This window comes from Streptomyces sp. NPDC000983 (genome assembly GCF_040299205.1).
Lineage (GTDB): Bacteria > Actinomycetota > Actinomycetes > Streptomycetales > Streptomycetaceae > Streptomyces.
On the sequence record NZ_JBEPBM010000019.1, the window covers coordinates 1 to 12,019 of the forward strand.

The 12,019-nt window shown below is 72.5% G+C and carries 12 protein-coding genes; 1 reads left to right on the forward strand and 11 read right to left on the reverse strand.

Annotated elements, in window-relative coordinates; genetic code table 11:
* Positions 1 to 118 precede the first annotated feature (118 nt).
* From yajC to pgsA, 11 genes are all read right to left on the reverse strand, one after another.
* Positions 119 to 604, reverse strand: coding sequence for a preprotein translocase subunit YajC (yajC, locus tag ABT296_RS22030; RefSeq protein WP_351929872.1), 486 nt, complete (start codon positions 602 to 604; stop codon positions 119 to 121).
* Between the two features lie 186 nt (positions 605 to 790).
* Positions 791 to 1,861, reverse strand: coding sequence for a Holliday junction branch migration DNA helicase RuvB (gene ruvB, locus ABT296_RS22035; RefSeq protein ID WP_351929874.1), 1,071 nt, complete (start codon positions 1,859 to 1,861; stop codon positions 791 to 793).
* A 25-nt stretch (positions 1,862 to 1,886) separates the two neighbouring features.
* Positions 1,887 to 2,492 carry a Holliday junction branch migration protein RuvA gene (ruvA, locus tag ABT296_RS22040; RefSeq protein ID WP_351929876.1) on the reverse strand — a complete coding sequence of 202 codons (606 nt, stop codon included), beginning with the start codon at positions 2,490 to 2,492 and terminating at the stop codon, positions 1,887 to 1,889.
* Complete coding sequence (gene ruvC, locus ABT296_RS22045; protein WP_351929878.1) at positions 2,489 to 3,028, reverse strand: crossover junction endodeoxyribonuclease RuvC; 540 nt, start codon at positions 3,026 to 3,028, stop codon at positions 2,489 to 2,491. Before ruvC ends, ruvA begins: the two co-directional genes overlap by 4 nt.
* A 118-nt stretch (positions 3,029 to 3,146) precedes the next feature.
* Positions 3,147 to 3,899, reverse strand: a complete 753-nt coding sequence (locus tag ABT296_RS22050) for a YebC/PmpR family DNA-binding transcriptional regulator (protein ID WP_351929880.1) — start codon at positions 3,897 to 3,899, stop codon at positions 3,147 to 3,149.
* 49 nt (positions 3,900 to 3,948) lie between these two features.
* Positions 3,949 to 4,554: a pyridoxal 5'-phosphate synthase glutaminase subunit PdxT gene (gene pdxT, locus ABT296_RS22055; RefSeq protein WP_351929882.1), complete on the reverse strand. Its 606-nt coding sequence runs from the start codon at positions 4,552 to 4,554 to the stop codon at positions 3,949 to 3,951.
* Positions 4,554 to 5,459: a pyridoxal 5'-phosphate synthase lyase subunit PdxS gene (gene pdxS, locus ABT296_RS22060; protein WP_351929883.1), complete on the reverse strand. Its 906-nt coding sequence runs from the start codon at positions 5,457 to 5,459 to the stop codon at positions 4,554 to 4,556. Before pdxS ends, pdxT begins: the two co-directional genes overlap by 1 nt.
* A 246-nt stretch (positions 5,460 to 5,705) precedes the next feature.
* Entirely contained in the window at positions 5,706 to 6,251 is a 546-nt protein-coding gene (locus ABT296_RS22065; RefSeq protein WP_351929885.1) for a LemA family protein, read from the reverse strand.
* Positions 6,252 to 6,701: 450 nt separating this feature from the next.
* Positions 6,702 to 7,865: a glycosyltransferase family 4 protein gene (locus ABT296_RS22070; RefSeq protein ID WP_351929887.1), complete on the reverse strand. Its 1,164-nt coding sequence runs from the start codon at positions 7,863 to 7,865 to the stop codon at positions 6,702 to 6,704.
* Positions 7,862 to 8,770, reverse strand: a complete 909-nt coding sequence (locus ABT296_RS22075) for a phosphatidylinositol mannoside acyltransferase (RefSeq protein ID WP_351929889.1) — start codon at positions 8,768 to 8,770, stop codon at positions 7,862 to 7,864. The genes ABT296_RS22070 and ABT296_RS22075 overlap by 4 nt, the downstream gene beginning before the upstream one ends.
* The gene (pgsA, locus tag ABT296_RS22080) at positions 8,767 to 9,516 is read right to left on the reverse strand and encodes a phosphatidylinositol phosphate synthase (protein WP_351929891.1); all 750 of its coding nucleotides are present in this window, start codon (positions 9,514 to 9,516) and stop codon (positions 8,767 to 8,769) included. Before pgsA ends, ABT296_RS22075 begins: the two co-directional genes overlap by 4 nt.
* A 285-nt stretch (positions 9,517 to 9,801) precedes the next feature.
* Here pgsA and ABT296_RS22085 point away from each other — a divergent pair, with 285 nt between their 5' ends.
* Complete coding sequence (locus tag ABT296_RS22085) at positions 9,802 to 12,000, forward strand: elongation factor G-like protein EF-G2 (protein WP_351929893.1); 2,199 nt, start codon at positions 9,802 to 9,804, stop codon at positions 11,998 to 12,000.
* Positions 12,001 to 12,019 lie beyond the last annotated feature (19 nt).

Here is a 12,019-nt window from a genome sequence, read left to right on the forward strand (position 1 = left end):
GCGCGGGGCGGCGGGGCGGGGGGGCCCGCCCCCCCCCCTCGCCTGGGGGGGCCCCCCGCCCCCCCCCCGCCCCCGGGGGGGGCCCCCCCCCCCCCCCCCCCCCGCCCCGGGGAGGCGGCTACTTCGCGTCCGTGTCGCCGTCGGTCTTCTTCGGCTCGCTGTCGGCCTTCGCCTCGGCGGCCGCGACGTCGTCGGCGGGCTCCTCGTCCTTCTTGCCGAGGTCGACCGGCTTCTCGTCGGAGGCGGTGTCGGCGTCGTCGGACTCGGTGAGGGAGGAGGCGTCGTCGGGGACGACGTCGGCGTCGGCCTTCAGGTCGTGCTCGATGCCGTGGACGATGCGGTTGTACTCGTCGTCGGAGAGGACGGCACCGATGGCGTTCTTGGCGAAGAGCAGATCCACACCCGGGCCGGCGTCGACGAGAACGGTGTCCTCGTTGACCTCCTTGACCGTGGCATACATGCCCCCGATGGTGCGTACGCCGGAACCGGGCTGCATCTGGTTCCGCATGTCGACGGCCTGCTGCTGCTTCTTCTTGGCCGACCGGGTCATCAGGAACATGGCCCCGATGAGCACGATGAACGGGAGGAGGGTCACGAGACTCACGGGTCGGAACTTCCTTCACACGACCGCGGCGGTGAGCGGCCTGATGGTTGGGGGTGTGCATGCCGTCGACAACGGCGGCATCGGCGGAGTCTAAGCGAGTCCGCGTGCAAGGAACAACGCTCAGCATGGCACCGAGGTTCCTGACCCGGCCAATGCCCGCGCCGTCCCGCGGCCGACCCGGCGTGCTCACGTCCCGAACAGGTCCCCTTGTCCGTTTCCCGTGTTCTGCGAGCGGGGCGGGGTGAGTCCGAGGTGCGCCCAGGCCGCCGGTGTGGCGACCCGGCCGCGCGGGGTGCGGGCCAGCAGTCCCTCCCTGACCAGGAAGGGTTCGGCGACCTCCTCCACGGTCTCGCGCTCCTCCCCCACCGCGACGGCGAGGGTGGACAGGCCGACCGGCCCGCCGCCGAAGAGCTTGAGCAGCGCCTGCAGCACGGCCCGGTCCAGCCGGTCCAGACCGCGGGCGTCGACCTCGTAGACCGCGAGGGCGGCGGCGGAGATCTCCTCGGTGATCCGGCCGTCCGCCTTGACCTGCGCGTAGTCGCGGACCCGGCGCAGCAGGCGGTTGGCGATGCGGGGCGTGCCGCGGGAGCGGCCGGCGATCTCGGCGGCGCCCGCCGTGTCGATCTCGACGTCGAGGAGGTGCGCGGAGCGGTGCACGACGCGCTCCAGCTCGGCGGGCTCGTAGAACTCCATGTGCGCGGTGAAGCCGAAGCGGTCGCGCAGCGGGGGCGGCAGCAGCCCGGCCCGGGTGGTGGCGCCGACCAGGGTGAAGGGCGGCAGCTCCAGCGGGATCGCGGTGGCGCCGGGGCCCTTGCCGACGATGACGTCGACCCGGAAGTCCTCCATGGCCATGTAGAGCATCTCCTCGGCGGGCCGGGACATGCGGTGGATCTCGTCGAGGAAGAGGACCTCGCCCTCCTGGAGGGAGGAGAGGATCGCGGCGAGGTCGCCGGCGTGCTGGATGGCGGGGCCGGAGGTGATGCGGATGGGGGCGCCCATCTCCGCGGCGATGATCATCGACAGGGTGGTCTTGCCGAGGCCGGGGGCGCCGGAGAGCAGGACGTGGTCGGCGGTGGCACCCCGCGCGCGGGCGGCCCGCAGGACCAGGTCGAGCTGTTCGCGGACCTTCTCCTGTCCGATGAACTCGCCCAAGTCCTTGGGGCGCAGCGCCGCCTCGACGGCCTGGTCCTCACCGTCGGCGACAGAACCCACCAGCCGCTCGTCGGCGGGGGTGTCGGTCGTGTCGTCCCAGTTCATGTGGTGTGCCTCGGGCTCTCGGGGGTCAGCGGGCTCGGTTCAGGGTCTGCAGGGCGGCCTTCAGCAGCTGCCCCACCTGCGGGGTGCCCCCGGCGGCCTCCGCCTGGGGTGCCACGGCGGTGACGGCCTCGTCGGCCTCGCGGGTCGCGTAGCCGAGGCCGATCAGGGCCGCGTGCAGCTGGTCGCGCCAGCCCTGGCTGACCGGGGCGCCGACCGCGGGGGCGCCGAGCGGTTCGCCGAGGCGGTCCTTCAGCTCCAGCAGCAGCTTCTGCGCGCCCTTCTTGCCGATGCCGGGGACCGCCATGAGGGCCTTCTCGTCGCCGGTGGCCACGGCTCGGCGCAGGGCGTCCGGGGTGTGCACGGCGAGCATCGCCTGGGCGAGGCGCGGTCCGACCCCGCTCGCCGTCTGGAGCAGGACGAAGACCTGGCGCTCGTCGTCGTCGGCGAAGCCGTACAGGGTCAGCGAGTCCTCGCGCACGACCAGGGAGGTGGCCAGTTTGGCGGGGCTGCCGACACGGAGGGCGGAGAGGGTGTTCGGCGCGCACTGCACGGCCATGCCGACGCCGCCGACCTCGATGACGGCGGAGTCCGGGGCGAGTGCGGCGACCGTGCCGCTCACGAAGGCGATCATGCGGTGCGGCCTTTCGGGGCTCGGGTGGTGTGCAGGGCCACGGCCTGCTGGAGTCGGTTCTGCGCGGGGGCGCGCCAGATGTGGCAGATGGCGAGCGCGAGGGCGTCGGCGGCGTCCGCGGGCCTGGGCGGTGCGGCGAGCCGGAGCAGGCGGGTCACCATGGCGCCGACCTGCGCCTTGTCTGCGCGGCCGCTGCCGGTGACGGCCGCCTTGACCTCGCTGGGGGTGTGCAGGGCGACGGGGATGCCGCGGCGGGCCGCGCAGAGCATGGCGACGGCGCTGGCCTGGGCGGTGCCCATCACGGTGCGGACGTTGTGCTGGCTGAAGACGCGTTCCACGGCGACGAACTCGGGCCGGTACTCGTCCAGCCACTGCTCGATGCCCTGTTCGACGGCGACCAGGCGCTGTCCCAGCTCCGCGTCGGCGGGCGTGCGGACGACACCGACGCCGAGCATCGTCAGCGGGCGGCCCGCGACCCCTTCGACGACACCGACCCCGCACCGGGTCAGTCCGGGGTCCACCCCCAGTACGCGCACCGCGCCCCCTCCCTGTCGACTGCCTGTTCGTGCAGGCTATCGGCCCCCACCGACAACGGCGGCGGGCCGGTGGGTGTGTCCCACCGGCCCGCCGAAGTCCGCTCCACGCGTGGCGGCGCTACGCGTCGACCTTCTCCATGACCTCGTCGCTCACGTCGAAGTTGGCGAAGACGTTCTGCACGTCGTCGCTGTCCTCCAGGGCGTCGATCAGCTTGAAGATCTTCCTGGCGCCCTCCTCGTCCAGCTCGACCTGCACGGACGGCACGAAGCTCGAGTCCGCGGAGTCGTAGTCGATGCCGGCCTCCTGCAGGGCGGTGCGGACCGCGACCAGGTCGGTGGCCTCGCTGATGACCTCGAAGGTCTCACCGAGGTCGTTGACCTCCTCGGCGCCGGCGTCCAGGACGGCGGTGAGGACGTCGTCCTCGCCCAGCTCGCCCTTGGGGACGATGATCACGCCCTTGCGGCTGAACATGTACGACACCGAGCCCGGGTCGGCCATGTTGCCGCCGTTGCGGGTCATGGCGACGCGGACGTCGGAGGCGGCACGGTTGCGGTTGTCGGTGAGGCACTCGATGAGCACCGCGACACCGTTCGGTCCGTAGCCCTCGTACATGATCGTCTCGTAGTCGGCACCGCCGGCCTCGAGGCCGCCGCCGCGCTTGACGGCGGAGTCGATGTTCTTGTTGGGAACCGACTGCTTCTTGGCCTTCTGGATGGCGTCGTAGAGGGTCGGGTTGCCCTCGATGTCGACGCCGCCCATCCGGGCCGCGACCTCGATGTTCTTGATCAGCTTCGCGAAGAGCTTGCCGCGCTTGGCGTCGATCACGGCCTTCTTGTGCTTCGTCGTAGCCCATTTAGAGTGGCCGGACATCTGCCTGTCTCCTTCGCGTAACCCATCCAAACAACGAACGCCAGAGATCCTACAAGGACTCGGCCGTCCGGTAGGCGCGCACCATGTCGACGAAGAGGCCGTGCACCCGGTGGTCGCCGGTCAGTTCCGGGTGGAACGACGTGGCGAGCGCGTTGCCCTGGCGGACGGCGACGATGTGGCCGTCGTGCTCGGCGAGGACCTCGGTCTCGGCGCCGACCGACTCCACCCAGGGGGCGCGGATGAAGACGCCCTCCACCGGGTCGCCCGTGATGCCCCGCACGTCGAGCGCGGCCTCGAAGGACTCGTTCTGGCGGCCGAAGGCGTTGCGGCGCACGATCATGTCGATGCCGCCGACGGTCTCCTGGCCCGAGCGCGGGTCGAGGATCTTGTCGGCGAGCATGATCATGCCGGCGCAGGTGCCGTAGACCGGCATCCCGGCCGCCACGCGGGCGCGCAGCGGCTCCATCACGCCGAACATGACGGCCAGTTTGGAGATGGTGGTGGACTCGCCGCCGGGGATGACCAGGCCGTCCACCCCGGCGAGCTCCTCGGGGTGCCGCACCGGCCTGGCCACGGCGTCCGCCGCGGCCAGGGCGATGAGGTGCTCCCGTACGTCGCCCTGGAGTGCGAGCACTCCGACCACGGGAGCGGTCATCACCAACCCCGGTTGGCGTAGCGCTCGGCCTCGGGGAGGGTGTCGCAGTTGATGCCGACCATGGCCTCGCCCAGGTTGCGGGACGCGTCCGCGATGATCTTCGGGTCGTCGTAGAAGGTGGTGGCCTTCACGATGGCGGCGGCGCGCTTGGCCGGGTCGCCGGACTTGAAGATGCCGGAGCCGACGAAGACGCCCTCGGCGCCGAGCTGGCGCATCAGGGCGGCGTCGGCCGGGGTCGCGACGCCACCGGCGGAGAAGAGGACCACCGGCAGCTTGCCCAGCTCGGAGACCTCCTTGACCAGCTCGTACGGGGCGCGCAGCTCCTTGGCGGCGGCGTACAGCTCGTTGTTGTCGAAGCCGCGCAGCTTGGCGATCTCGTTCTTGATCTGGCGCAGGTGGCGGACGGCCTCGACGACGTTGCCGGTGCCGGCCTCGCCCTTGGAACGGATCATCGCGGCGCCCTCGGCGATACGGCGCAGGGCCTCACCGAGGTTGGTGGCGCCGCAAACGAAGGGGGTGGTGAAGGCGAACTTGTCGCTGTGGTTGACCTCGTCGGCCGGGGTGAGGACCTCGGACTCGTCGATGTAGTCCACGCCGAGCGACTGCAGGACCTGGGCCTCGACGAAGTGGCCGATGCGGGACTTGGCCATCACCGGGATGGAGACCGCCTCGATGATGCCCTCGATCATGTCCGGGTCGGACATCCGGGCCACGCCGCCGTCCTTGCGGATGTCGGCCGGGACCCGCTCCAGCGCCATGACGGCGACGGCGCCCGCGTCCTCGGCGATCTTCGCCTGCTCCGGCGTGACGACGTCCATGATCACGCCGCCCTTGAGCTGCTCGGCCATGCCGCGCTTGACTCGGGCGGTACCGGTTGCGGGGGCCTGGTTCTCGGTGGTGGACACGGATTGACCTCACTGACGTGAAAAGAGGGTTTCTGCAGGACCGAGGAAACGTGAAGGGACCAGTCCACAGCAAGGGCCAATGGGGAGGCGGTGGATCGTTTTCCCCCGCCGGGCCCCTTCCCTCCGGGCCCCTCTCCCGTTACGCCGGGCCCTTTCCCTCCGGGCCCCTCTCCCGTTCCGCCGCGGCCTCTCCCCTTCGGGCCTCTCCCCGTTCGCCGCGGCCCCTCCCCGTTCGCCGCGCGCCCGCTACGCCGCCGCCCGGTCCGTCAGTGCCGTCGGGGCCTCGTCGTCCATCTCGAAGGCCATCGGGAACGGCGCGTGTCCGGCCAGCCGGAACCAGCGCACCTTGCGGTGCCGGCGCAGCGCGCGGGCGGCCCGGACCGCGTCGTTGTGGAAGCGCCGGGCCATCGGGACCCGGCGCACCGCCTCGGTCAGCTCCTTGGCGGCGGCCTCTCCGCCGGGTGCCCGGCGGACCTCCTCGACCTGCTGGGCCTCGGCGAACACCGCCCGGAGCGCCTGGCTCAGCTCGCTCTCGGCGACCTCCCGGTGCTCCTCCTCGGCCTGCCGGGCGGCGTGGGCCGCCTCGTACAGGACGATCGAGGCGGCCGGGTCGAGCACGTGGGAGGTCGCGAGTTCCTGCGCCACCGAGGCCCGCCGCAGGAGTTGCGCGTCCAGTCCGGCGCGGGTGGCGTCGATCCGGGCGTGCAGCCGGTCCAGCCGGCCGGCCGTCCAGCTCAGGTACAGGCCGATGGCGACCAGGGCGACGAGGATCCAGATCAGGGTTGCGGTCACGGGCGGCAAGGTTACCCAGCCCCCGGCCGCGTGCGTGCGCCCGCGGGGGCCAACCGTCACCCGTCGGCCGCGCCGCCGACCAGAACGGGCGCTCTCCGGCGGGACGAAGCGCAGGGTCTGCTGCTTCGGCGCCGACAACTCGGTGCGCGACCGGGCGGTCGAGGGACCAGCGGCTCGGGCACAGCGGCCGAGGAGGGCACGCGGCCCGGCTCAGCCGACCGGAAGCACGGCCCCGGCCCGGCCGGAAAGGCCCCCGCGTCCCACCCGACCAGGGAGATCCGCAGACCCGGCACAGCCGTCCCGGAGCACCGGCACCGACGAGAGAGGCCCGTCTCCCACCCGACCAGGGAGGTCCGCAGCCCCCCGCTTCAGCCGACCGGAAGCCCAGCACCGGCCCCGCCGGAAAGGCCCTCGCGTCCCGCCCGCCCTCGGGGTGCGCCCCGCGGGCGGTCAGTCCCGGGCCAGGCCCAGGCGGGCCCGAAGGCCCGTCGTGCGTTCGTCGGCCGCCACCGCCGTCGTGCCGTCGGTGACCGTCTCGTACACCGACAGGATGTCCGCACCGACCGTCGACCAGTCGAACCGCCGGACATGGGCGCTGCCCCGCTCCCGCAGTTCCGCGCGCCGCGCCGGGTCCTCCAGCAGCCGTACCGCCGCCTCGGCGAGCGCTCCGGCGTCCTCGTTGGCGAAGAGTTCGCCCGCCGAGCCCTGGTCCAGCACCTGTGCGAAGGCGTCCAGGTCCGAGGCGAGCACCGGCGCCCCCGCCGACATCGCCTCGACCAGGATGATCCCGAAGCTCTCGCCGCCGGTGTTGGGGGCGACGTACAGGTCGACACTGCGCAGGAAGCGGGCCTTGTCCTCGTCGCTGACCATGCCGAGGAACTCCACGCGCGAGCGCAGTTCGGCGGGCAGGTTCTCGACCGCCTCCTCCTCGTCCCCGCGCCCGGCGACCAGCAGCCGGGTCTGCGGACGGGCGGCGAGGATCTTCGGCAGCGCCTTCATCAGCACCGGCAGACCCTTGCGGGGTTCGTCGATCCGGCCGATGAAGCCGATCGTGTCGCCCTGCCACTGGGGCTTGGGCTCCGCCTTGGCGAAGAAGTCGACGTCGACGCCGTTGGGGATGACCACCGCGTCGCCGCCCAGGTGTTCCACCAGGGTCCGCCGGGCGTACTCGCTGACCGCGATCCGCGCGCTGATCTTCTCCAGGGCGGCCTGGAGGATCGAGTACGCGGCGATCATCGCCTTGGAGCGCGGGTTGGAGGTGTGGAAGGTGGCGACCAGCGGGCCCTGTGCGGCCCAGCAGGCCAGCAGGCCGAGCGACGGCGAGGACGGCTCGTGGATGTGCACGACGTCGAAGGCGCCGTCGTGCAGCCAGCGCCGTACCCGCGCGGCCGAGAGGAACCCGAAGTTCAGCCGGGCCACCGAGCCGTTGTAGGGCACCGGGACGGCCCGGCCGGCCGAGACGACGTAGGGCGGCAGCGGGGTGTCGTCGTCGGCGGGGGCGAGCACCGAGACCTCGTGGCCGAGGCGGATGAAGTACTCGGCCAGGTCACGGATGTGGAACTGGACGCCGCCCGGCACGTCCCAGGAGTACGGGCAGACGATGCCGATCCTCACGACGGGCCCTTCCCCGGTTCCAGGTCGGCGACCCACAGTCGCTGAAGCATGTGCCAGTCCTCCGGATGTTCGGCGATCCCCGTGGCGAAGGCGTCGGCCAGCGCCTGTGTCATCACGGACGTCATCTCGGCCCGGGTGCCTGACACGGGCACCTCGACGGGGGGATGGACCCGGCCGCGCATGACGGGCGAGTCGTCGTACCAGAGCGTGACGGGCAGCAGCAGGGCGCCGGTCTGCTGGGCGAGCAGGGCCGGCCCGGCCGGCATCCGGGCGGTCTCGCCGAAGAACTCGACCTCGACGCCGGAGGCGGACAGGTCGCGGTCGGCGACCAGGCAGACCAGTCCGCCGTCGCGCAGCCGCCGGGCCAGCGTGCCGAAGGCCGAGCCGCCGCTGTGCGGCAGCACCTCCATGCCGAGGCCCTCGCGGTAGGCGACGAACCGGTCGTACAGCCTCTCCGGCTTCAGGCGCTCGGCGACCGTGGTGAACGGCGTCTCCAGCTTGGTGGTGACCCAGGCGCCGGCCAGGTCCCAGTTGCCCAGGTGCGGCAGCGCCAGGATGACGCCCTTGCCGCTCGCCAGGCCGTCGGTCAGGTGGTGGACGTCCTTGCCCTCGAAGCCGCTCCTGACCCGGTCGGCGCTCCACGCCGGCAGCCGGAAGGACTCCATCCAGTAGCGCAGGTACGAGCGCATGCCCGCGCGGGAGAGTTCCGCGAGGCGCTCCGGGCTCGCTCCCGGCACCACGCGCGCGTAGTTGCTCTCCAGCCGCAGCACGCCCTTGCCGCGCCGCTTCCAGGCGAGGTCGGCGATGAACCGGCCGAGGCGCACAGCGACCGGCTCGGGAAGCCTCTTGACGGTGCTCCAGCCCAGCCCGTACAGCGCGTCGGTCAGCCGCTCCCGGGCGCTCATTTCGCGGCCTCGCTCCCCCGCGGAGCGGTTCCGTTGCCCTGCGGGCCGTTCCCCTGCGGGCCGGCCACGCCGGCCTGCGCGGCGGCCTCGGCCGCGGTCGCTTCGGCGGCGGTCGCCGCGTCCGCCTCCGCGGACTCCCGGCGCACCGTGACGACCCGCTGGATGAGCGTGACCAGGCTGCCGACGGCGACGACCCACAGGGCGACCGGCAGCAGGTACTGGATGCCGGGCACGCCGAAGTCGTGCAGACCGGAGAGGCCGGCCGCGACCAGGGAGATCACCAGGCGCTCGGCGCGCTCGACCAGGCCGTTGACGGCGACCGGCAGCCCGATCGACTCGCCCCGGGCCTTGGTGTACGACACCACCTGGCCGCTGGCCAGGCAGAAGATGGAGACGGCGCACAGGACCAGGTCGTCGCCGCCCCCGGCGTACCACAGGGCGAAGCCGCCGAAGATCGCGCCGTCGGCGACCCGGTCGAGCGTGGAGTCCAGGAAGGCGCCCCAGCGGCTGGAGCGGCCCAGCTGGCGTGCCATGTTGCCGTCGACGAGGTCGGAGAACACGAAGAGCGTGATCACGACCGTGCCCCAGAAGAGCTCGCCCTGCGGGTAGAACACCAGCGCGCCCGCCATCACGCCGGCCGTACCGATCAGCGTGACCGTGTCGGGGCTGACGCCCCGCCGGATCAGAAACGCGGCGAACGGGGTGAGGACACGCGTGAAGAATGCACGCGCGTACTTGTTCAGCATGGCCTTCCCGAGGTTGATGTCGCCGCGCGGCCCTGCTGGCCACCGGCTGGCCCATCGTAGCCACGCGCGCCCGTGGGCGGCGGCCGGGCGTCGGATCACGCCACGCGCGGCCGCGGCCGTCGCGATCACGTCCGTCGTATGGACGCACCGTGACCGGAGTGGAAAGCTCGAAGGACCGCGGGCGTCACCGCAGCCGCCGTCGCCGGGACACCTCCTTGCCGCGGTGCGCCAGGACATGTGAGCCCGCGCCCACTGAAGACCTCACCGTGCACGGGAGGCAAGGCCATGGGCGACAAGGCGAACGCACACCCCGGGGCCGCCGGCAGGGCTACAGCGGCCGACCACCCCGCGTCCGTACGGAATGTGGTGCTGGTCGGCCACAGCGGTTCGGGCAAGACGACATTGGTGGAAGCTCTCGCGCTGACGGCGGGGGCGGTGAACCGGGCGGGCCGTGTGGAGGACGGCGGCACCGTCTCGGACTACGACGACATCGAGCACCGGCAGCAACGGTCGGTACAACTCTCGCTGGTGCCGGTCGAATGGGACGGCATCAAGATCAACCTTCTGGACACCCCCGGATACGCCGACTTCGTCGGGGAACTCAGGGCCGGTCTGCGCGCCGCGGACGCGGCCCTTTTCGTGGTCTCCGCCTCGGACGGCGTGGACGGCTCCACCCGCATGGTGTGGGAGGAGTGCGCCGCGGTCGGCATGCCGCGCGCCATCGTCGTCACGCACCTGGAGTCCGCGCGCGCCAGCTACGAGGACATGACCGGGATCTGCGCCGAGGCGTTCGGCGCCGACGACCCCGACGCGGTGCTGCCGCTGTACCTGCCGTTGCACGGCCCGCAGGCACCGGACGGGCACGCGCCCGTGACCGGCCTGGTCGGGCTGCTGTCGCGCAAGCTCTTCGACTACTCCTCCGGGCAGCGGGTGGAGTCCGACCCCGGGGAGGACCGGCTGCCGGGGATCGAGGAGGCCCGCAACCGGCTGATCGAGGGGATCATCGCCGAGAGCGAGGACGAGACCCTGATGGACCGCTACCTCGGCGGCGAGCAGGTCGACGTCAAGACGCTCGTCGAGGACCTGGAGCGGGCCGTCGCGCGCGGGGTCTTCTTCCCCGTGCTGGCCGCCGCCCCCGCCGCGGAGGGCGCCCGGCAGGGGCTCGGCACGGTCGAACTGCTGGAGCTGGTCACCGGCGGCTTCCCGACCCCGCTGGAGCGCGAGGCACCCCGGGTCACCACCGTCACCGGGGAGCCGCGCGAGCTGAAGCCGTGCGACCCCGACGGACCCCTGGTCGCGGAGGTCGTGAAGACCGCGTCCGACCCCTACGTCGGCCGGGTCTCCCTGGTGCGGGTCTTCTCCGGCACCCTGCGCCCCGACGCGACGGTCCACGTCTCGGGCCACGGGCTCGCCGACCGGGGGCACGAGGACCACGACGTCGACGAGCGGATCGGCGCCCTGTCGGGGCCGTTCGGCAAGCAGCAGCGGGCGCTCACGCACTGCATCGCGGGCGATCTGGCGTGCGTGGCGAAGCTGAGCCGCGCGGAGACCGGCGACACCCTCTCCGCCAAGGACGACCCGCTGCTGATGGAGCCGTGGGAGATGCCCGACCCGCTGCTGCCGCTGGCCATCCAGGCCCACAGCAAGGCCGACGAGGACAAGCTCTCCCAGGGGCTGTCCCGGCTGGTCGCCGAGGACCCCACGATGCGCCTCGAACAGAACCAGGACACCCACCAGGTCGTCCTGTGGTGCCTCGGCGAGGCCCACGCGGACGTCGCCCTGGAGCGGCTGCGCAGCCGCTACGGCGTCCAGGTCGACGTCGTCCCGCACCGGGTCCCGCTGCGGGAGACCTTCGCCGACCGGTCCGGCGGGCGCGGCCGGCATGTGAAGCAGTCCGGCGGCCACGGCCAGTACGCCATCTGCGAGATCGAGGTGGAACCGCTGCCGGGCGGCTCGGGCATCGAGTTCGTCGACAAGGTGGTCGGCGGTGCGGTGCCGCGGCAGTTCATCCCGTCCGTGGAGAAGGGCGTACGCGCCCAGGCGGCCCGCGGGGTCGCGGCCGGCCATCCCCTCATCGACGTACGGATCACGCTGCTGGACGGCAAGGCCCACTCGGTGGACTCCTCCGACGCCGCCTTCCAGACGGCGGGGGCGCTGGCACTGCGGGAGGCCGCCGCCGACGCGAAGATCCACCTCCTGGAGCCGGTGGCCGAGGTGAGCGTCCTGGTGGGCGACGAGTACGTGGGCTCGGTGATGAGCGACCTGTCCGGCCGGCGCGGCCGGGTGCTCGGCACCGAACAGACCACGGGCGGAAGGACGTTGATCCGCGCCGAGGTGCCCGAGATCGAGATCGGACGGTACGCCGTGGACCTGCGCTCCCTGTCCCACGGCACGGCCCGCTTCAACCGCTCCTACGCACGGCACGAACCGATGCCGCAACAGGTCGCCGAACGCCTGCGTGAACAGACGCGGGCCTCGGCCTAGTTGACCCGGGCGGGGCCGA

What these genes read in the sequence shown, in the direction of transcription:
- pdxT (WP_351929882.1), bottom strand. Translation starts at nt 4,554, where the DNA reads ATGACCGCTCCCGTGGTCGGAGTGCTCGCACTCCAGGGCGACGTACGG.
- ABT296_RS22085 (WP_351929893.1), top strand. Translation starts at nt 9,802, where the DNA reads ATGGGCGACAAGGCGAACGCACACCCCGGGGCCGCCGGCAGGGCTACA.
- ABT296_RS22075 (WP_351929889.1), bottom strand. Translation starts at nt 8,770, where the DNA reads ATGAGCGCCCGGGAGCGGCTGACCGACGCGCTGTACGGGCTGGGCTGG.
- ABT296_RS22050 (WP_351929880.1), bottom strand. Translation starts at nt 3,899, where the DNA reads ATGTCCGGCCACTCTAAATGGGCTACGACGAAGCACAAGAAGGCCGTG.
- pgsA (WP_351929891.1), bottom strand. Translation starts at nt 9,516, where the DNA reads ATGCTGAACAAGTACGCGCGTGCATTCTTCACGCGTGTCCTCACCCCG.
- ruvB (WP_351929874.1), bottom strand. Translation starts at nt 1,861, where the DNA reads ATGAACTGGGACGACACGACCGACACCCCCGCCGACGAGCGGCTGGTG.
- ruvA (WP_351929876.1), bottom strand. Translation starts at nt 2,492, where the DNA reads ATGATCGCCTTCGTGAGCGGCACGGTCGCCGCACTCGCCCCGGACTCC.